The organism is Acinetobacter sp. Ac8 (genome assembly GCF_055392545.1).
Genome location: NZ_AP043689.1, coordinates 1,723,406 through 1,743,422 on the forward strand (window position 1 = coordinate 1,723,406; position 20,017 = coordinate 1,743,422).

18 protein-coding genes are annotated in these 20,017 nt (G+C 43.2%); 12 read left to right on the top strand and 6 right to left on the bottom strand.

The genetic code is table 11. From position 1 onward, the window contains the following. Positions 1-138 precede the first annotated feature (138 nt). From ACZ5QH_RS08110 to ACZ5QH_RS08120, 3 genes are all read left to right on the top strand, one after another. The gene (locus ACZ5QH_RS08110; RefSeq protein ID WP_034616032.1) at positions 139-1,020 is read left to right on the top strand and encodes a transporter; all 882 of its coding nucleotides are present in this window, start codon (positions 139-141) and stop codon (positions 1,018-1,020) included. Positions 1,021-1,116: 96 nt separating this feature from the next. Then, positions 1,117-2,571, top strand: a complete 1,455-nt coding sequence (locus ACZ5QH_RS08115; protein ID WP_303577368.1) for a benzaldehyde dehydrogenase — start codon at positions 1,117-1,119, stop codon at positions 2,569-2,571. Positions 2,572-2,604: 33 nt separating this feature from the next. Beyond that, on the top strand, positions 2,605-3,720 hold the full coding sequence (locus tag ACZ5QH_RS08120; protein ID WP_464016790.1) for an NAD(P)-dependent alcohol dehydrogenase: 1,116 nt from the start codon (positions 2,605-2,607) through the stop codon (positions 3,718-3,720). Positions 3,721-3,838: 118 nt separating this feature from the next. Here the strand turns inward: ACZ5QH_RS08120 and tatC are convergent, their stop codons facing one another. From tatC to ACZ5QH_RS08150, 6 genes are all read right to left on the bottom strand, one after another. Continuing rightward, entirely contained in the window at positions 3,839-4,624 is a 786-nt protein-coding gene (tatC, locus tag ACZ5QH_RS08125; protein WP_034616039.1) for a twin-arginine translocase subunit TatC, read from the bottom strand. Next, complete coding sequence (gene tatB, locus ACZ5QH_RS08130; protein WP_303577367.1) at positions 4,621-5,103, bottom strand: Sec-independent protein translocase protein TatB; 483 nt, start codon at positions 5,101-5,103, stop codon at positions 4,621-4,623. The genes tatC and tatB overlap by 4 nt, the downstream gene beginning before the upstream one ends. A 17-nt stretch (positions 5,104-5,120) precedes the next feature. Beyond that, complete coding sequence (gene tatA, locus ACZ5QH_RS08135; protein ID WP_004721526.1) at positions 5,121-5,339, bottom strand: Sec-independent protein translocase subunit TatA; 219 nt, start codon at positions 5,337-5,339, stop codon at positions 5,121-5,123. 566 nt (positions 5,340-5,905) lie between these two features. Next, positions 5,906-6,667, bottom strand: coding sequence for an SDR family NAD(P)-dependent oxidoreductase (locus tag ACZ5QH_RS08140; protein ID WP_239045964.1), 762 nt, complete (start codon positions 6,665-6,667; stop codon positions 5,906-5,908). A 25-nt stretch (positions 6,668-6,692) separates the two neighbouring features. Then, positions 6,693-7,646, bottom strand: a complete 954-nt coding sequence (locus ACZ5QH_RS08145) for a C-terminal binding protein (protein WP_303577366.1) — start codon at positions 7,644-7,646, stop codon at positions 6,693-6,695. Continuing rightward, a complete protein-coding gene (locus ACZ5QH_RS08150) occupies positions 7,646-8,791 on the bottom strand; it encodes a fumarylacetoacetate hydrolase family protein (protein WP_303577365.1) in 1,146 nt (381 codons plus the stop codon). Before ACZ5QH_RS08150 ends, ACZ5QH_RS08145 begins: the two co-directional genes overlap by 1 nt. A gap of 291 nt (positions 8,792-9,082) precedes the next feature. Between ACZ5QH_RS08150 and ACZ5QH_RS08155 the strand changes: the two genes are divergently transcribed. The 9 genes from ACZ5QH_RS08155 (at position 9,083) to ACZ5QH_RS08195 (ending at position 19,913) form a co-directional block, all read left to right on the top strand. Beyond that, the gene (locus tag ACZ5QH_RS08155; RefSeq protein ID WP_303577364.1) at positions 9,083-10,567 is read left to right on the top strand and encodes an aldehyde dehydrogenase family protein; all 1,485 of its coding nucleotides are present in this window, start codon (positions 9,083-9,085) and stop codon (positions 10,565-10,567) included. Between the two features lie 3 nt (positions 10,568-10,570). Further along, the gene (gene xylB, locus ACZ5QH_RS08160) at positions 10,571-12,088 is read left to right on the top strand and encodes a xylulokinase (RefSeq protein WP_303577363.1); all 1,518 of its coding nucleotides are present in this window, start codon (positions 10,571-10,573) and stop codon (positions 12,086-12,088) included. 16 nt (positions 12,089-12,104) lie between these two features. Next, on the top strand, positions 12,105-12,752 hold the full coding sequence (locus ACZ5QH_RS08165) for an HAD family hydrolase (RefSeq protein WP_303577362.1): 648 nt from the start codon (positions 12,105-12,107) through the stop codon (positions 12,750-12,752). Between the two features lie 39 nt (positions 12,753-12,791). Then, positions 12,792-13,631, top strand: a complete 840-nt coding sequence (locus ACZ5QH_RS08170) for a MurR/RpiR family transcriptional regulator (RefSeq protein WP_004721513.1) — start codon at positions 12,792-12,794, stop codon at positions 13,629-13,631. A gap of 47 nt (positions 13,632-13,678) precedes the next feature. Continuing rightward, positions 13,679-14,392, top strand: coding sequence for a ribose 5-phosphate isomerase A (rpiA, locus tag ACZ5QH_RS08175; RefSeq protein WP_303577361.1), 714 nt, complete (start codon positions 13,679-13,681; stop codon positions 14,390-14,392). A 242-nt stretch (positions 14,393-14,634) separates the two neighbouring features. Beyond that, the gene (locus ACZ5QH_RS08180; protein WP_303577360.1) at positions 14,635-15,744 is read left to right on the top strand and encodes a sugar ABC transporter substrate-binding protein; all 1,110 of its coding nucleotides are present in this window, start codon (positions 14,635-14,637) and stop codon (positions 15,742-15,744) included. A gap of 61 nt (positions 15,745-15,805) precedes the next feature. Next, a complete protein-coding gene (locus ACZ5QH_RS08185) occupies positions 15,806-17,314 on the top strand; it encodes a sugar ABC transporter ATP-binding protein (protein ID WP_303577359.1) in 1,509 nt (502 codons plus the stop codon). 55 nt (positions 17,315-17,369) lie between these two features. Then, the gene (locus tag ACZ5QH_RS08190; protein ID WP_034616067.1) at positions 17,370-18,368 is read left to right on the top strand and encodes an ABC transporter permease; all 999 of its coding nucleotides are present in this window, start codon (positions 17,370-17,372) and stop codon (positions 18,366-18,368) included. Between the two features lie 30 nt (positions 18,369-18,398). Continuing rightward, complete coding sequence (locus ACZ5QH_RS08195; protein WP_303577358.1) at positions 18,399-19,913, top strand: aldehyde dehydrogenase (NADP(+)); 1,515 nt, start codon at positions 18,399-18,401, stop codon at positions 19,911-19,913. Positions 19,914-20,017: the final 104 nt, after the last annotated feature.

A 20,017-nucleotide genomic window follows, 5' to 3' on the forward strand; every position in this document is an offset into this window, starting at 1 on the left:
ATTAAAACAAATCTATCAAACGATTTATCAAGTGTAGATGGTCAATTCGTCATGGATAAATCGATTGATTTTTGATTCAAAATTTAAACAAGTGCAATGAGTAGTGAAAAGGATGCTTGAAACTAAAGGGAATAAATGATGCGTTTTAGCAATAAAAATAGCCTGCTTCTTATGTTGAGTGGCATGTTTGTACAGTATAGCCATGCGATTGACGTAAACGTGGGGGATTATACAGCATTGCCAAAAGGGACCAATGCAGGTGTGTTCTATTATCAACATAGTCAAATGGAGGGTTATTACCAAAATGGCGATAAAACCAGAGCTGAATCTAAATCGGATATCGGTATTGCGCGCTTAATTCATTACACCGACATCGCTGGTTTACGTGCAACACCTCAAATAATTTTACCATTTGGAACAATACGGCATACGCAAATTGGCGATACTGATTTAAACAATGCCTCAGGTTTTGCAGATCCAGTGATTGCTTCTGCTTTTTGGTTGATTAATCAACCTGAACAAGGTTCATCGGGTCGTTATCTGGCATTTACCCCATTTATTTATCTGCCATTTGGGCAATATGATCGAAATGACGCGGTGAATTTAGGCGAAAACCGATTTAAGTATGATCTTCAACTGGCATGGGTACAGCCGCTATATGGCAAGCTTGCTTTTGAACTTTATCAAGATGTGATTTTGTATGGAGACAACGATGAAGCGGGAAAGGGCGATCAAACACTTTCACAAGCGACCAGCTATCAAACTCAATTTAACTTACGTTACGACTTGAATTCTAAACAGAGAATAGCCCTCGGTTATGCCGCAAATTATGGGGGTGAGCAACAATTGGATGGAATCAAACTGGATCAGAACATGGAAAAACAACAAGCGCGATTGGAGTTTCAGCAAATGCTGAATGCAAAAACTCAATTAAGTGCGCAGTTGCTTTCAGACACACGAACAGAAAGCGGATTTAAGAAGGATTACGGTTTGAATTTTCGTGTTTTTTACATTTTTTAATTTAAAGCAGGTGTAACACATTGATTGCGTCATTTTTTACAAGGATGCAGTTGGAACAGTAAAGCAATTGTTTAAATAAATTTTGAAGAGGTCATCATGTCTATATTCACAAAAGAAGTTTGGGATAAAAAATTATTTAACGGTTCATGGCAGTCAGCCCAAGACACCTACAGTGTGATTGAGGTTGCAACAGGTCAAGTGCTTGGTGAAATCGGTTATGCCTCTGCCGCTGATGTGGTGAGTGCTGCACAACAAGCCAAAGCCGCTCAACAACAGTGGTGGGCTTTAAATTATCAAGAGCGTCAGGCAGTGTTTGAGCGAGCTGCTGCTTTACTGACAGAAAATCAAGCGGAAGTGATTGAGTGGCTGGTTAAGGAAAGTGGCTCATTACAACTGAAAGCAGGCTTTGAAGTGAGTATTGCGATTCAAGTGCTTAAACATTGTATTGCTTCACCTGCAACTGAACAGGGCACATTATTACCTACGCAAAATGGCAAATTAAGTATAGCGAAACGCTTGCCCTTAGGTGTTGTTGGGGTCATTTCTCCATTTAACTTTCCACTGTACTTAGCTTTACGTGCTGTGGCACCGGCTTTGGCCTTTGGTAATGCGGTGGTGTTAAAACCTGATGAGCGTACAGCAGTGTGCAGTGGCTATGTGATTGCACGGATTTTTGAACTTGCAGGATTGCCAAAGGGGCTGCTGCATGTATTGCCAGGTGGGGCAGAAGTTGGTGAAGCACTGACTTTGGATAAAAATATTGCCAGTATCCAATTTACGGGATCAACCCAAGTTGGACGGATTGTGGGGGCGAATGCAGCAAAGACCTTAAAGAAAGTCTCTCTAGAACTGGGTGGGAAAAACTCACTGATTATTTTGGATGATGCGGATATTGAGTTGGCAGCAGAAAATATTGCATGGGGTGCATTTTTACATTCTGGGCAGATTTGTATGACCTCTGGCAAGATTTTGATTCATCAAAAAATTTATCAACAGGTCAAACAGCGTGTCATTGAAAAAGTGCAGAATTTTGTGGTGGGCAATCCTAGTGACAAGAATGTCACCATTGGGCCATTGATCAATGCCAAACAAGCGCAACGTGTAGAACAATTGGTCAGTGCTGCGGTTAATGAAGGCGCAACTTTGGAAATCGGCGGGCATGCCGATGGGGTGTTTTTTCAACCGACTGTACTGACAGATGTGACTGCAAACAATTCGATTTTTAGTGAAGAGATTTTTGGCCCTGTTGCCGTGTTGATTCCGTTTAGCTCAGATGAACAGGCCATTAAATTAGCCAATGACGGCGATTATGGGCTTTCAGCAGGCATTATTACCTCCAATGTGGGACGAGGAATGCAACTCGGTGCACAGCTTAAAGTGGGCTTGCTACATATCAACGATCAGACCGTAAATGATGAAACGGTCAATCCATTTGGTGGTTTTGGTTCATCAGGTAATGGTACGCGTATTGGCGGCCCTGCCAATGCGGATGAATTTACCCAGTGGCAATGGATTACTGTACAGGCTCAAGCGCCACATTATCCTTTTTAAACAATTAAATAAATCATTACAGGACGTTATACCATGAGTGAATTAAAAGATATTATTGCCGCAGTGACCCCATGTAAAGGTGCTGACTTTGAGTTGCAAGCTTTAAAAATACGTCAGCCTCAAGGTGATGAAGTATTGGTAAAAGTGGTTGCTACAGGAATGTGCCACACCGATTTGATTGTACGTGATCAATATTATCCGGTTCCGCTGCCTGCTGTTCTTGGACATGAAGGGTCAGGAATTATCGAGGCCATTGGCCCTAATGTAACCGAGCTTCAAGTGGGCGATCATGTGGTCTTAAGTTACGGGTATTGTGGAAAATGTACCCAATGTAATACTGGTAATCCTGCCTATTGTTCAGAGTTTTTTGGACGAAATTTTAGTGGGGCAGATTCAGAAGGACAACATGCACTTTGTACCCACGATCATGGCGTGGTAAATGATCATTTTTTTGCCCAATCCTCCTTTGCAACCTATGCTTTAAGTCGTGAAAATAACACGGTTAAAGTGACCAAAGATGTACCAATCGAATTATTAGGACCATTAGGTTGTGGTATTCAAACAGGTGCTGGTGCATGTATAAATGCTTTAAAAGTGACACCAGCCAGTAGTTTTGTGACTTGGGGTGCTGGCGCTGTTGGTCTGAGTGCTTTGCTGGCGGCAAAAGTGTGTGGTGCTTCGATCATTATCGCTGTTGATATTGTTGAATCTCGTTTGGAGCTGGCAAAACAATTGGGTGCAACCCATGTGATCAATAGTCAAACTCAAGATCCTGTGGCTGCGATTAAAGAGATTACCGATGGTGGAGCCAACTTTGCATTGGAATCTACTGGGCGACCTGAGATATTAAAACAAGGTGTTGATGCGCTGGGGATTTTAGGCAAAATCGCCGTGGTAGGTGCACCTCAATTAGGCACAACTGCACAATTTGATGTAAATGATCTGTTATTGGGTGGGAAAACGATTTTAGGTGTCGTTGAGGGGAGTGGTTCGCCCAAGAAATTTATCCCTGAGTTAGTCCGCTTATATCAACAAGGGAAATTTCCCTTTGACCAACTTGTAAAATTCTATGCATTTGATGAAATCAATCAAGCTGCGATAGATAGTCACAAGGGTATTACACTCAAACCGATTATTAAAATTGCATAATCTTGCATGGCATGCTCATTGAGGAGCATGCCATTTCTTTGATTATAAGTTTTTTAAGTTTAAATTTTGGGTTTAGTCTTAGATTGGAGGTTTAGTGTTTTAAGCTAGTTGGATGAGTTTAGCGCTTTCTTCGCTTTTCCAGTAATTTTCCAAATAATAAACCCAGCTCAAACAATAACCACATTGGGATCGCAAGCATAATCATGGAAATTGCATCAGGTGGTGTTACAAACATAGCGATAAAAAAACAGCCCACTATAATAAAGCGGCGTTTTGCAATTAAACTCTGAGTGCTAACCACACCAATCAAAATCAATAAAAGTGTGATCATTGGAATTTCAAAAGTCACCCCAAATACCAAAAATAACTTTAAACAAAAGCTGAGATAACTATTGATATCGGTCATGGGTGCGACGGTTTCGGGAGAGACGCTGATGAAAAAGTGCAGAATAGAAGGCAGTACAATAAAGTAAGCAAAGGCAATCCCTGCGTAAAATAATAGGATGCTACCTAACAACAAGGGAAGTGCCAGTGATCTTTCTTTTTCATAAAGTGCGGGTTTAATAAAACTCCAGAGCTGATAAATAATAAAAGGCATTGCCAGCAGAATCGCCACAAAAAAGTTAAGCTTAAAGGGTGCCATAAATGTTGCAGTAACATCTGTTGCGATCATGGATGAATTGGCAGGAAGCTGAGCTCTTAACGGTTCTGAGAGTAGTTGATACGTTCGATTGGCAAAAGGCAATAAACAAAAAAATAGTGCGAATAGAACCCCTACCGTTTTAAACAAATGTTGACGAAGCGCCACCAAATGTTCAATCAGTGGCATTTGCTGTAGTTCTTCAGACGGTAGGTCTTTTGCAATCACAGCGGGTGATGAAGATTGAGGGAGCTGTGTATTCATGCGATCACCTTTAATTTTACCGGAGATGAGGCTTTAGGCTCTGTCTGATGATCATCAGATGCTTGTTGATGCTGTAAATAGTTTTGTAAATAATAGGGTGTAAATACTGAGTAATACGCTTGATTACTCAACAAATCACAATAAATCAAACTGTTAAACTTTGATTTTTTTTCATTAGCGCTACTCTGTAGCTGTTGTTTAGCGTCGCTTGCCTCTGTTTGCTGCCGAAGTTCAGCAAGTTGAGATTGCATTTTTTGTTCAAGCTCGGCCATACGCTGCATTTCTTGTTGGACTTGCGCACGCAGTTCGGATAACCCGAGTTCACGGTCAATATCTTGTTTGGCATTGTTCACAAAATGCATGAGTTTGGCATACCATTTCCCCGCGAAACGAGCGGCTTCTGGCAGTTTTTCTGGTCCAAGCACCAAAAGAGCGATAATGCCAAACACAAAAAGTTCAGACATTCCAACATTAAACATCTATATCATCCCTAAACTTAGCTGTTAATGGTTGAGTCGGATGGTTTCTTAGTCTCCTCATGTTCAAGCGTGTTGGTCTCTTTTAATGCGATGTTTTCTTCCTCACGCATTGATTTTTTAAAGTCTTTGACTGCGCCGCCAACATCTTTACCAATATTTTTAAGCTTAGATGTCCCGAATAATAAAATAACCACAATTGCAAAAATGATCACATGCCAAATTGATAAACCAGCCATAGTGTTCTCCCTTGTTATTCCTGTCCATGAGAATTGATTTTTACTGTATAGAGATCAACATCCATTGATACAATTCATTGTTTTAAATAACCTAATCATTTAGGGTCTTACATTTAAAAGCAGTGCATTTAAAATGAATAGGTTTTGAGCGAGTAGGGTATAAGTTAAGTTTTTAAAAGAGAAAATTTCAATAAATTCACAAGAATTTTTTCTCTTTCAGTATCATTTTCACTTTGTTTGTCCAGTCAATTAAATTCCGTTTAATCCTTGGGATATTCTTGTTTAAATCGTTTTTTAATATCGAAATAGCATTGAAAATAATCATTGCTATGTTTCAGTGGTTGTTTTAGTCACCTCTCCTGTAATGGATAAATTAAGCAGATGAGGCTTGAGTTGCTTTGGGCTATTCGGCTTGATTAAACAACAAGCCGCTCAACTGGATTGCTGATCCACTATATCTGTACCATACCCCATAATCTGATTCTGTTCCAATGCTTGAATAAGATCATCTTCCTTTATTTTCGAGTTAGGCCCAAGCTTAATAGATCGCATTGAGCGTGTTGATTTTAAATACAGGTATAGCCAGCATCCGCCGTAATGATTGAACCTGTGATTAGACTTGAGGCATCTGAAGCCAGAAATTGTACAATAGACGCAATTTCATGCGCTTGCCCCATACGTTTAGCAGGTGTCATATCCAGCCATTGATTGACTAAGTGATCTTGGTTTTCAAGGTTTTTTAATAACGGTGTTTCAATATAGGTGGGGGCAACAGCATTCACTCGAATATGACGTTGAGCCCATTCAACTGCAAGCGATTTCGTTAAATGATGCACGCCTGCTTTTGAGGCATTGTAGTGACATTGCGGTTGTGGCACGTTGACAATCTGTCCTGACATTGAACCAATATTGATAATCGATCCTCGCCCAGCATCCAGCATTTGACGGGCAAAGCCACGACAAGTCTTAAAGATGCCAGTCAAGTTGATGTTGATGACATTATCCCACTCCTCATCTGTCATGTGCTCAGCTGGGGTATTCGTCACAATGCCCGCATTACATACCAATATATCCAGCGCTGGTAATGCTTGAGCAAGCGCGTTAATCGCTGCACTATCCGTGACATCTAAGCTTTCCGCACGTGCAAGATAGCCCTTGGCCTTTAACGCTTGTGCAGTTGTTGTTGCACGATCCAGTAAGATGTCGGTACAAATAACTTCGGCGCCTGTCGCAGCAAGTGCTTCAGCAATTGCTGCGCCTATGCCTTGACCTGCACCTGTGACCAGTGCCAGTTTATTGCTTAAGTCCATTTTCTTGCGATAATCCATATCTTTTCTCTTTGTCTTTTCCATTTTATGTGATGAGTGGGCATCGTAACGATTCACCACGTAAACTGCGTAATGCTTCTTCAGCGGCTAAGCGCTGTAAGGTATCTACCGATGTATCAGAAAAAAACGCTGCATGTGGTGACATGATTAAATGAGGTGCTGTACGTAAAGGCGAGTCTGCTGGTAATGGCTCTTGTGCAAAGACATCGAGTCCTGCGCCTGAGATTTGCCCATTGGCCAAGGCTGTGGCTAATGCTGATTCATCAATCAGTCCACCTCTTGAGCAATTGATAATGATTGAACCTTGAGGCATTTTTGCCATCACCTCCGCATCAATTAAATGACGTGTTGCAGGAGTCAGTGGAACATGTAGCGATAAAACATGGGCAGAAGAAATCACTTGATCCTGTGACATCAGGTGAACGCCTAGTGTTTTTGCTTGCGCTTCGGTGACATATGGGTCAAAGCCAATCATATGACAACCAAAGGCTGCGAGGCGTGAGGCATAAGCTTTCGCAATACGTCCCAGCCCGATTAAACCTACAGTGGTATTACGCAACGAACGAATACCTGTAACCATCTGGTCGATCTTCCATTCACCTGCGCGGATACCTTGGTCATACTGATTGAGTTTACGTGCTATCATCAAGGTCATGGCAGCCGCATGATCAGCGACTTCCTCAATACCATAATCTGGCACATTACAAACCTGTATCCCGAGTTGTTTTGCGGCGACGAGATCAACATTATCGACACCAACGCCATAACGTACAATGGTTGCACCAGTTGCCATGGCCTGCATCACACGATGGGTCATGGGTGCAAAGTTGTTGAGTACTACATTTGCTCCTGCAACGGCTTGTAGTGTTTCTGCTTCACTACGGCATTGAAATGCTGCAAAACTTGCCCCAGCAACTTGCGCGGCTGCTTGCTCATGTCGTGTATTACCAAAGGCTTGATCAGTGACCACTAATTTCATCAGAGCACACCTCGTTTTACTAAATTACGCATCAGTGCACGGGTTCCATAAGTCCATGGTTGTGCTTGATCAGCATAAACAACAGTATTACGTAATGTGCCTAAAAGCGGAGTTGAGATTTCGACTACGTCACCTGATTTATGGGTAAAGCCAGAACCTTGACCTTCTCGATCTTGTGTTGGTGCAAACATTGTGCCTAAAAATAACATAAAGCCATCTGGGTACTGATGCGAGTCATTGTAGGTTTGTGCGACCAGATGCGCGGGTTTACGACTGATTTCCGCCATATTGGACTGTCCCGACATGCTAAAACCATCTTCTGCACCAGTTACAGACATGTGAAGTGTGGCATTCTCAATATCGCTAAGGGTGAAATCTGAGTCAAATAGACGAATAAACGGGCCAATTGAACATGATGCGTTATTGTCTTTTGCCTTGCCGAGTAATAGCGCTGAACGGCCTTCAACATCGCGTAGATTGACATCATTGCCCAGCGTTGCACCACGAATATTGCCTTGGCTATCCACCGCCAACACTATTTCTGGCTCAGGGTTGTTCCATGCTGAAATCCGATTAATTCCCACTTGTGCACCATAACCTACAGCAGACATGGGTTGTGACTTGGTGAAGACTTCGGCATCTGGCCCAATCCCGACTTCGAGATATTGTGACCATAAACCTTCAGCAATCAAGGTCGCTTTAACTTCGGCTGCTTGCTCAGAACCCGCTTGAATATTCGATAAACTGCCGCCGATTAGTGTACCTATACGTTGACGTAATGCTTCGGCACGAGCTGGATCACCCGAGGTTCGTTCATCGATGACACGTTCAACCATACTTTTGGCAAAAGTAACCCCACAAGCTTTTAAGGATTGAAAGTCACAAGGTGCAAGTAAGCAAGGACGATCTGCGTGGTAACCCATTTCTGTAGGATCAAGCACCAAATCTTCAACTCTTCCAAGTACTTCACCTGTGAGTTGGTCAAAACGACCAGCAGGATCATGGTCAAGAAAATCAGCCATTGAGATGACCGACTCGGTGACATCAATCATTATGTTGTCACGTAAGATGACAACCGATGGCCCTTTGTGAGGAAGCCAAACACGTCCAACCATTTTGGCGCTGTTGAGTGATGTGGGTAACATGGAGAATCCTTCCTTTGTTTATCATTTGTTCTATCTAGTAATACTACTTTTTAATTTTAGCTTTGGTCAAGTAGTGTATTGAGTATATGCAGAGATTATTCGCTTATATTAATAAATTATGTATTTATATAATTGTTTTTTAATTATAAATTATTTTATTTTTATTGTTGATTTTGATGTTTTCCCAAAGGGTTTTTAGATAATTTATAAATTATTCTTGCATAAAAATAGTTTTACTATATATTTTAACAATGAATAACAAGATTACTCGCATAGGAAGGCGTGAAGTAAATGATGAAAAATAATGCTTTAGCTGAATCAATCGCTGTACTCGACAGTACTTTATATATCGACGGAAAATTTTCTAAAGGTAAAGGACCTCGCTTGCCTGTGCTAAACCCTGCAACGGGTGAGGTGATTGGTCATATTGCTGCAGCAACAACGGATGAGATTGATGCGGCTGTTTCTGCTGCACGTCATGCATTTGCTTCATGGTCTAAGCTTGTGCCAAAAACGCGTGCGATCGCTTTGCATCGTTTAGGTGATCTTATTGCTGCAGATGCCTTAAATATGGCAATGATCATGACAGCGGAACAAGGCAAACCTGTTAATGAAGCAAAAGGTGAAATTCTAAAACTCGCTGAAGCATGTCATTTTTATGCTGAAGAAGCCACGCGAGTGCATGGTGAAATTATTCCCAATGATCAACAAGGATTCCAAAGTTTAGTGGTACGTGAACCGATTGGTGTGGTTGCTGCAATTACACCGTGGAACTATCCCGCTGAGTTGGTGGGATGGAAATTATGTGCCAGCCTTGCTGCTGGATGTAGCATCGTTATTAAACCTGCTGAATTGACGCCATTTACTGCTTTGGCAATTGCACAAAAATGTCATGCAGCAGGTATTCCTGCAGGTGTAGTCAATGTATTGACAGGTAAAGGCTCACAAGTGGGGCAGGCACTGGTCGAGCATCCGCAAGTGGATAAAATTGCATTTACGGGCTCAAGTGCAGTGGGTTTGCATATTCAACAAAGCTGCCCACAAGTGAAGCGACTGTCTTTAGAGTTGGGTGGCAATTGCCCAATGATTGTCACTGCGAGTGCCGATCTTGATGCAGCGGTCAAAGGTGCAGCACGTCGTAGCTTCCGTAATTGTGGACAAATCTGTATTGCGATTAATCGCATCTATGTGCATCGCGCAGTCTATGAGGAGTTTGTTACTCAACTTGCAGCAGCAGCTGATGCATTGAGTGTCGATAACGGCTTGGAAAATCCAGCCGCTGATCTCGGCGCAATGGCATCTGCTGAACCTTTGGATAAAACGCGTATCCATCTCCAAGATGCTTTGGTTAAAGGCGCACGATTGGTGGCTGGTGGTAAAGCACCAGAGGGGACTCAATATGCCAAAGGACATTTTTTTCGTCCAACTGTGATCGCGGATTGTAAGCATAGTATGCAAGTCATGAGCGAAGAAACGTTTGGTCCTTTGGTTGGGGTTGCACCTTTTGATGATTTGGATGAGGCAATCAACTATGCCAATGATACGCCTTATGGTTTAGCAGCTTATTGTTATGCTCAAAATTTGACAGAAATTCATCGGGTTTCAGCGGGTCTTGACTATGGCAATGTTGCGATCAATAACGTTGACGCTGGAATAATGAATGCTGCTTATGGTGGTCGTAAGCAAAGTGGTGTTGGCTACGAACATGGTCGTGAAGGATTGCTTGAATATTTTAATTTCAAACATATTCGTTTACACCACGGCGTGGAGAATTGATTTATGCAAGTACTTCTAGGGATAGATATAGGAACTTCAGGATGTAAGGCTTTATTGATCGATATTGAAGGAAAAGTTGTTGCAGCCGATATCGCAACTTATCCATTGTCTAGACCTCGACCAGGTTGGACTGAGCAAGATCCTGAATTGTGGGTGGAGGGTGCTCGTCAGGCTGTCGCAGGGGCATTGGCCAAAGCGCCTCCAGTGCAAATATTGTGTATTGGCTTGTCTGGGCAAATGCATGGCTTGGTTCCACTTGATGCTTCACAGCAAGTTTTACGCCCAGCTATTTTATGGAATGATCAACGTAATCAAGCTGAATGTGATGATATTGTCGTGGCTGCTGGTGGCTTAGACGGATTGCTTGCGGCAACCAATAACAGAATGTTGGTGGGCTATACCGGTGGCAAAATTCTTTGGATGCAACGCCATGAGCCTGAACTGTTTGCGCGTATGCGTAGCATGTTGAACCCGAAAGATTATTTGCGTTTACGTCTGACTGGGGTGATTGCCACTGAAGTTTCTGATGCTTCTGGCACAGGCTTGTTTGATGTGCGTTCACGACAATGGGCGATGGGCTTGATTGAAAAGATAGGAATTGATCCTGCAATACTCCCACCGGTATTTGAATCACAAGTAATTTCAGGACACGTCTCAGCAGCAGGTGCAGCACTCTTCGGTCTTCCAGAGGGATTGCCTGTTGCGGGTGGGGGCGGGGATTCGGTAATTCAGACTTTTGGTTCTGGGGTGATTGAGCCGGGTGAACTGCAAACCACACTTGGTACAGGTGGGATCCTTGCTGCTGCCTTAGATACAGCACAAGAAAACCCGAAAGGTCGTTTGCAGGTTTTCTGCAATGTGGCTGCTGATAAATGGCATTGTATGGGTGTCTCCCTCAATGCTGGCAGTGCAATGAATTGGTTTCGTGAGAATTTTTGTCATATTGCTGACGGGCAACATCTTTCATTTGAACAAATTGTTGCCAAAGCAACAGCGAGTACTGCGGGTGCAAAGGGCTTATTGTTTTTACCTTATCTGTATGGCGAGCGTTGCCCACATGCCGACCCTAAAGCGCGTGGTGCGCTTATCGGTCTCACTGCGCGACATGATTGTGGTGATGTTGCTCGGTCTGTGATGGAAGGGGTGGTGCATGCCTTGGCGGATATGTATTCCTTAATGCAGCCATTAGGGATTGAAAAGCATGTGATTAAAGCTTCTGGGGGTGGTGCAAAGTCTACTCTTTGGCGACAAATTCAGGCCGATGTATTTGGTTGTGAGGTGGTGACGACCGATGGTGCCGCTGAAGGTGCTGCCTTTGGTGCTGCATTGGTTGCTGGCTTGGCAATGGGGGTTTGGCCCGATGCACAGAGTGCGATCAAAAACTTTCGGGCAATTTCTAGAGAACAGCCAAATTTGGCAGTCACTGAGGTGTATGCACAAGCGCATGAAATGTATCGCAGTCTCTATCCCGTATTGGGGCAAACGCTTACCGCGTTAAGTTCTCCAATTTTTGACCAATAATTCTCAGGAGTTTTTTATGACTGCTTATTCTGCATTTATCTTTGATTTAGATGGCACACTGATTGATAGTGCGCCTGATATTGCGGAGGCTTTAAATATTGGCTTTGCTCAAAATGGTTGGCCCAAGCTTGAGGCGCATTTTGTTGAAACATTTCTTGGCAATGGTCCACGTCGGCTGATTATCGATATTTTAGATGAATTGGATGTTGCCTATGACGAAGTAACATTACAGCAAACTCTACAATGTTACCAACAGGCGTATCTGGCCAATCCTGCGGGGCATACCCGAATTTTTCCACACGTACGTGAAGATCTTGAGGCGTTAAAATCGGCTGGGATAAAATTGGGCATTTGTACCAACAAAACCCATGCAATCACTGCTAAAGTGTTGCAGCAATTGGGCTTATCTGAATTATTTGATGTGGCCTTGGGTGCGGATGCGGTACCTGCCTGTAAACCAGATCCAAAACATTTGTTGGCTGTGGCGGACGCGATGAATTTGGTTTCTGGTGGCTGGGCTTATGTTGGCGATACACCCATTGATCAACAAGCCGCAGTGGGTGCCGATGTGCCTTTTTTTGTTGTACCTTGGGGCGGTGGCCCAGAAGTGGAGATTTCTGCCAAGCAACGTTTAAGTCGTTTGGCGGATTTATTACAAGTTTGATTTGATGTGCTGTCAAGTGGCGGCGAGGAGTGTGGTGGGATGACCGTCAGTTTGTTACAGCGGATTCTTCAAGAAAGTGAAAATATGCATCGTGCTGAACGACGTGTGGCTGATTTTGTGGTGACATCACCATCTGAAGTGATCCAGATGAGTATGGCGAGTCTGTCTGAAGTCTGTTCTGTCAGTGATCCAACCATTATGCGCTTTTGCCGCCGTTTTGGTTTTGAGGGTTATCAGGATTTAAAACTTCAGTTGGCGCAGAGCTTAGTGCCATCTGCACCATTTGCTTATGAGCAAATTATTCCCAATGACAGTATTGAAAATATTGTGCGGAAAACCTGCCGTAATTCACTGAATGCAATTCAGCGCTTGGCTGAAGATTTAGTGCCAGAGCAAATCACGGCGGGAGCAGGTTGCCTACAAGCAGCAAATTGGGTTGGCATTTATGCTACAGGAATGTCTGAAATCAATGCTGTGGATGCAGAACATAAATTTCAACGACTGGGTATCCGCTGTCAGGCCTTGCTTGGTACAAAGCACCAACGTATTCATGCCGATAGCGCCAGACCTGAAGAAGTTATTTTGATTTATTCGCAGTCTGGACATACGCGGAAAATGGTTGAGATTGCCAGCATTGCCCGTAAACGTGGTGCAAAAGTGGTTTCGATTACGGCACATGATAGTCCATTGGCACAGATTTCAGATGTGCTGATTGCCGTGCAGCCTTATGAGCATACTGAGCTTATGACGCCGTTGGCTTCACGTCTGAACCATCATCTGGTGACCAATATGTTAGTCACTGCCATTGCAATCGCAAGTGGTAGTCAATTTCCTGATCAATTGCCGGCGCTTGATTTATGGCACACGGACAAGATTTGATCAATTAAAAAGTAGCAGTGAAGCTGCGTAAGTAACAGGAGTACTGAATGAGTAATCAACAGGATGAGGCAAAAAAAGTAGCAGGACGCCGAGTAATTCAGGATTTTATCCATGATGGTATGAAATTGGGCTTAGGTTCTGGAACGACATCGCATTTTTTTGTTCGAGAGTTGGGTGCACACATCCGAGAACATGGATTAACCCTGACGTGTACCACCACTTCTCGTTCAACCATTGAGGTGGCACAACAGGTGGGGATTGAAATTACGGATCCCAATGAGATCGGTGAAATTGATCTGACTATTGATGGTCCAGATGAAGTTGATCATCAGTTTAATATGATCAAAGGCGGCGGTGCTTGTTTGCTTTGGGAGAAGATCATCGCTCATGCTTCCAAACAAATGATCTGTATTTGTGATGAAACCAAGATTGTCGATTGTTTGGGTGGCTTTCCGCTTCCAGTTGAGGTGGTGCAATTTGCATGGAAGCAAACCTTAGCAATGGTTGAACGTGTACTTGCACAACATGGTATTGACAATATACGGATTGAACGTCGAATGCGTGATGGACAACCCGTTATAACAGACAGTGGTCATTTTATTCTAGACTGCCATTGTGGGCCAATAATCAAAGATCCATCACCATTAGAGATTGAGCTTAATCGAATTCCGGGTGTGGTCGAAAATGGTCTGTTTACCCGTGAAGCGGTGGGGATGGTGGTGGCGTGTTTTGATGGGACCTCTTACGTCAAAATGCGATAATATAGTAAAACTATATTTTGTTGTTATAAAACTAAAATCGATTTACCAGAATAAAATGGTTGATATTTCTCTTAAATATCCGTGTTTATTATATATTTAAGCTTTTTTTGTTTAATTTTAAGTATCTATTTATTGTATCTAAAGATTATTTTTTAAATATTCTGTATGGGATGTTATTGACAGTTTAATTAAAAATATAGTATTACTAGATTTAATAAATAAGGAATAACGGAGATATTCCAATGACAAAATCAAATCAGGGCGGAATAACCCGTCGTAATCTATTTAAAAGCGCAGTTGCAGCAGGTATAGGACTGAGTTTGGGGGGAGGGTTGATAGGATGTAGTCGTTCTACATCAACCGCAACTCGTCTTTCAATTCCATATTCCAATAAAAGTCTTGATTACTACTTCTTTGTGATTCAGGAAGAAGCTGTTAAACGTGCGGTGCAAGCCAACTCAGGCGAGTTTCAAGCCACCAATGCAAACTTTGACAGTACCCGTCAGCTTGAGCAGTGGCAGAGCTTACTCTTATCAAAACCATCGGCGATTATTTCAGATTCAATAGACAGTCAGGCGATTGTTTCTGCCATCCAGCGCTATAACCAGCAAAAAATTCCTGTCGGTATCATCGATACGCCTGCGGATGGTGGTGATGTCGCAATTACTGTGAGTTTTGATAATTTTCAAGGCGGTGTCATTGCTGCAGAGAAGATTGTAAGTCGTCTGGTCAAAAAGTACGGAAAGCCAAAAGGTAAAGTCTTGAATTGTTTTGGTGCTTTGGCTTCTGTGGCATGGCGTTTACGTAAAGAAGGCATGGATTCAGTTTTTGCGAAATACCCAGAAATTACCTATTTGTCTCGACCGACTGAAGGACAACTGGAAAAAATGCTGGCAGTAACTTTATCTACCTTATCTGAGCATCCTGATCTAGATGCTGTACATGCACCTTCAGATTCTCCTGCTCGCGGTATTGCGACTGCATTGCAACAAAGAAATCGTTGGAAGAAGGTCGGTGAGGAAGGCCATGTTATTTTCGTGACGATTGATGGTGAACCAATTGCTTTGAAATGGATTCAGGAAGGCTATATGGATGCATGTGTATCCCAAGACCCAATCGCTTATGGTGAGATTGCAGTTGAAATGCTAACTAAGCATTCATTGAAGAATGCAGAAGTGCCTTTGGGTGAATACCACAACACCAAGTACTTTTGGGAAAAAGGCGTCATCGTAAAAGGTAAAACAGGACCAACACTGATTATTCCTGCTTTTGTCATCAATAAGGACAATGCAAGCGATGCAAGACATTGGGGGGCAGTGGCTGAGAAGGATTGGGGCATTCCCTATGCTTAATTCGTATTGAGTAAAGCAGACTTGTTCCAGTGATGACAAATAAGCAATGTTGAGAGAAAAAATGGGATTACATGAACGGAATATAGAGAAGGCAATTGATGAGAAGATCCTAAGCATTGACAACGTGACCAAAAGTTATGGTGTGGTTCAAGCACTACGTGGTGTCACGGTTGAAATTCGTAAAGGTTCTATTCATGGCTTGCTGGGTGAAAACGGTGCAGGTAAATCCACATTGGTTGGCATTATTTCGGGACAAGTCACCCCTACATCTGGGCGAATTATTTTAAACGGTCGTGTACTTGAGCATGTTGATGTCAAAGCAATGGAAGCCGCTGGGGTTTTCTTGGTGACACAAGAGCCAATGATCATTGACAACATGACCGCAGAAGAAAACCTGATGCTGGGCATTTGGCCGAATAAAAAAGGCTTTATTGATTGGAAAACTTTGCGTGGCAATGCAAGTCGCATGCTTGAAGGAACCAATATCGATGCCAAAGCGCTAGCAGGGCATTTAAATGCGGTGGCACGACGTAAGTTAAATATTCTACGGGCGATGTTCTCTGGGGGTCGGGTGATTATTTTAGATGAGCCAACAGCGGCATTAACCGTTGCTGATCGCCGTCAGTTATTCGATTTTATGCATAAATTAAAAGCTACGGGGGTAACGTTTATCTTTATCTCACACTACAACGACGAAATTCTTGAAATTTGTGACGCGGTGACTGTATTACGTGATGGCAGTTTGGCAGGTGGTTCTGACAATGTGAGTAACATGAGTGCTGAACAACTGACTGAGTTGGTGATCGGGAGAGATCTTGCGCTTTTTCAACGGGAGCGATGTGATTACACCGGTCAAATCCCTGCTGTTTGTTTAAAAAATACATATGGCAAAGATTTGGCCTTGCAACAACTGAACATTGGTCCAGGCGAAGTGATTGGATTTACAGGTTTGCCTGGCGCAGGTGCCAAAGAAATTGCTCGGGCAATCTTTGGATTGCATCCTGCAAAAGGCTCAATCTCAATGCATGGCGAAGATGCGCAACCTTTAGCCACATCTCCACATGAAGCCTTTGATATGGGAATTGCTTATCTTTCTGATGATCGTCGTCATGATGGGGCGGTGGGACAGATGTCAATTGGATCGAATATTGCGCTTTCTTCTTTATCACAACGCTCAAAATTGGGATTTATCGATCAACAGGCAGAGGATTCGGTGATTCAGCATTATTTTAACGCAATGGGGGTGAAAGCCCCCAATGCTGAATATGCAGTGGATACATTGAGTGGTGGTAATCAACAAAAAGTGTGCTTGGGGCGAGTGTTGGCAGCAAAGCCACGATTGCTGATGGTGGATGAACCGACACGTGGAATTGATATTGGGGTGAAACAAGATGTATTGCGCATCATTGATGAACTTAGTCGTGCTGGTGTTGCGGTCATCATTGTTTCAACCGATATGGACGAATTGGTTCGTGTGGTCGACCGGGTGTGTATTTTTGATCAAGGGACTGTAAAAGAAACATTGACGGGTCAGGAGATTACCGTCGACCGTCTACGCGCATCCGTTTAGGCGTGATGTCACGAGGCAATAATAAGGATAGATGCAATGAGTAAGGAGAGATGCAATGGGCAATGAAATAGCAGCAGACAATAAGATCACCAACATTACAGCAAAGAAAAATACCCGCGAAATTTTAGGTTGGGTGCTCCACAACGTGGTCTGGATTTGGTTGATCGCTTTGGTCATCATTTTTGGTGCATTTAATGAATACTTTCTTACCGTTTTTAATTTGCAAAATATCATGGTGCAGGCAACCGTTTTAGGGCTTTTGGGTTTGGCTGTTGCATTGCCATTGTTGATTGCTGAAATCGATCTTTCAATTCCAGCAAATGCAGGTTTTTCCGCTGCTGTGGGCGCACTTGCTTATTCTGATTGGGGATTACCTTGGTTTGCCGCGATTTTACTGGGCTTATTGGTCGGTACTTTTATTGGGTTCTTTAACGGTTGGTGTATCACCCAATTAAAAATGGTTGCACTGATCCAAACTCTAGCAATGATGATCATCCTTCAAGGTGCACTTTTGGCCTTAACACAAGGCAAAACACTGAATAATTTTGCAGAAGCTTATACCTGGATTGGGCAAGCAGCCCTCGGGACTTGGCCATTAATGCCAGTGGTATTTCTGATCATGTTGTTGATTATTGGCGTGATGTTGAAACATACCGTTTTAGGTCGTTCAATCTATGCTGTAGGTGGAAATCCTGCTGCTTCACTCTCTGCAGGAATCCGAGTGAAGCGTATCAAAATTATGACCTATACCATTTCTGGGTTTCTTGCTGCTCTTGCGGGATTCTTACTGGCTTCATGGCAAATGGCGATTACATCAAATCAAGGCTCAAGCTATCTACTCTATGCGATTGCGGCGCCCATTATTGGTGGTGTCAGTGTATTTGGTGGGCGTGGCAATGTGAAAGGTGTATTGGGTGGTGTATTGCTACTCACGATCATTCAGGTCGGACTTGCAATTATCAATGTGCCTTCTTTTTATGTCGGAATGATTGGAGGAATCATGATTTTTATTGCAGTACTGATTGATGCTTTCCGCGTCCGTTATTTTGGTTAATTTACTCAACTTGATCGAGGAAAAAGCACAATGTCTTTTCAACCACATGGTCAGCACTTAATCGCAGGGAAGTGGATTGCGACTGATCAGACTTTTACCAATAACCCGATTGATGGTTCAGTATCTCGTTTTTCTGTCGGTCATCGTGAACTTGTCAATCAAGCGTGCCAAGCGGCAGAAGATGCTTTTTGCACTTATGGTTACTCAACGCTTGAGCAGCGCGCGACTTTTCTCAATGTCATTGCTGATGAAATCGAAGCTCGAGCAGATGCGATTACCCAGATTGGAACCCAAGAAACAGGGTTGCCCAAGGCTCGACTGGAAGGAGAACGTGGGCGTACTGTGGGGCAGCTGCGACTTTTTGCTGCACATATCTTGAAAGGTGAGTTTTTGGATCGCCGGCATGATGTTGCACTTGCGGATCGAAAGCCATTGCCACGTCCAGATATTCGTTTGATGCAACGCCCAATCGGACCAGTTGCAGTGTTTGGTGCATCAAATTTTCCGCTGGCATTTTCAACAGCAGGCGGGGATACAGCATCGGCATTGGCCGCAGGGTGTCCAGTTGTGGTTAAAGGGCATGAGGCACATCCAGGTACAGCGGAGATTGTTGCTGAAGCGATTCATGCTGCGATTGAAAAATGTGGACTGCACGCTGGTGTATTTAGTTTAGTCCACGGTGGAGCATTAGATGTTGGTCAAAGCTTAGTACAACATCCGTTGATTAAAGCGGTTGGATTTACAGGTTCGTTGCGTGGTGGACGTGCTTTATATGATCTTTGTGTTGCACGTCCAGAACCGATCCCGTTCTTTGGTGAACTGGGTTCTGTCAATCCAATGTTTATTTTGCCCAATGCGATTGCCAATCGTGGTGCTGAAATTGCCAAAGGCTGGGCTGAATCATTGACATTAGGCGCAGGTCAATTCTGCACCAATCCTGGGGTCGCCGTGTTGATCGAAGGTTTAGCAGCAGATGCATATATTCAAACTGTTGTAAAAACACTTGAATCTGTTCCAGCACAGGTTATGTTAACCGATGCGATTGCCGAGGCTTATCGTGAAGGGCAACAACGTTTGGCAAATACAGCAGATGTAAGTGAAGTCTTTAGTTCAAGCAGTGATTTGCGTAATGCGAGTCCTTATCTGTTTGTTACAACAGGCAAAGCATGGCTGGAGAATAAGACCTTAGAACAAGAAGTATTTGGACCACTGGGTTTAGTGGTTATTGTTAAAAATATCGATGAATTGATGCACGTGGCGAAGTCCCTTGAGGGGCAGATTACCTGTACGCTTCATCTTGATCAAGCAGATCATCACGTTGCAAGTCAATTACTGCCTGTGCTGGAACGTAAAGCAGGTCGTATTCTTGCAAATAGTTTCCCAACTGGGGTTGAGGTATGTGATGCCATGGTTCATGGCGGACCCTATCCAGCTTCAACAAACTTTGGTGCAAGCTCTGTAGGCACGCTGGCGATTCGTCGCTTTATGCGTCCTGTGTGTTATCAAAATATTGCGGAAGACTTACTTCCTGTGGCTTTACGTTAAGTAAAAATCAAGCCTAATGTGCTTGAAAATAAAGGCAATGAGATGAATTAAAGGAGATGATTTTATCTCATTATTAAACTCTAAATCGAATTGAAATAAATATA

Coding starts and splice junctions, on each gene's coding strand:
- ACZ5QH_RS08110 (WP_034616032.1), top strand. CDS start 139: ATGCGTTTTAGCAATAAAAATAGCCTGCTTCTTATGTTGAGTGGCATG.
- ACZ5QH_RS08115 (WP_303577368.1), top strand. CDS start 1,117: ATGTCTATATTCACAAAAGAAGTTTGGGATAAAAAATTATTTAACGGT.
- ACZ5QH_RS08120 (WP_464016790.1), top strand. CDS start 2,605: ATGAGTGAATTAAAAGATATTATTGCCGCAGTGACCCCATGTAAAGGT.
- tatC (WP_034616039.1), bottom strand. CDS start 4,624: ATGAATACACAGCTCCCTCAATCTTCATCACCCGCTGTGATTGCAAAA.
- tatB (WP_303577367.1), bottom strand. CDS start 5,103: ATGTTTAATGTTGGAATGTCTGAACTTTTTGTGTTTGGCATTATCGCT.
- tatA (WP_004721526.1), bottom strand. CDS start 5,339: ATGGCTGGTTTATCAATTTGGCATGTGATCATTTTTGCAATTGTGGTT.
- ACZ5QH_RS08140 (WP_239045964.1), bottom strand. CDS start 6,667: ATGGATTATCGCAAGAAAATGGACTTAAGCAATAAACTGGCACTGGTC.
- ACZ5QH_RS08145 (WP_303577366.1), bottom strand. CDS start 7,646: ATGAAATTAGTGGTCACTGATCAAGCCTTTGGTAATACACGACATGAG.
- ACZ5QH_RS08150 (WP_303577365.1), bottom strand. CDS start 8,791: ATGTTACCCACATCACTCAACAGCGCCAAAATGGTTGGACGTGTTTGG.
- ACZ5QH_RS08155 (WP_303577364.1), top strand. CDS start 9,083: ATGATGAAAAATAATGCTTTAGCTGAATCAATCGCTGTACTCGACAGT.
- xylB (WP_303577363.1), top strand. CDS start 10,571: ATGCAAGTACTTCTAGGGATAGATATAGGAACTTCAGGATGTAAGGCT.
- ACZ5QH_RS08165 (WP_303577362.1), top strand. CDS start 12,105: ATGACTGCTTATTCTGCATTTATCTTTGATTTAGATGGCACACTGATT.
- ACZ5QH_RS08170 (WP_004721513.1), top strand. CDS start 12,792: ATGACCGTCAGTTTGTTACAGCGGATTCTTCAAGAAAGTGAAAATATG.
- rpiA (WP_303577361.1), top strand. CDS start 13,679: ATGAGTAATCAACAGGATGAGGCAAAAAAAGTAGCAGGACGCCGAGTA.
- ACZ5QH_RS08180 (WP_303577360.1), top strand. CDS start 14,635: ATGACAAAATCAAATCAGGGCGGAATAACCCGTCGTAATCTATTTAAA.
- ACZ5QH_RS08185 (WP_303577359.1), top strand. CDS start 15,806: ATGGGATTACATGAACGGAATATAGAGAAGGCAATTGATGAGAAGATC.
- ACZ5QH_RS08190 (WP_034616067.1), top strand. CDS start 17,370: ATGGGCAATGAAATAGCAGCAGACAATAAGATCACCAACATTACAGCA.
- ACZ5QH_RS08195 (WP_303577358.1), top strand. CDS start 18,399: ATGTCTTTTCAACCACATGGTCAGCACTTAATCGCAGGGAAGTGGATT.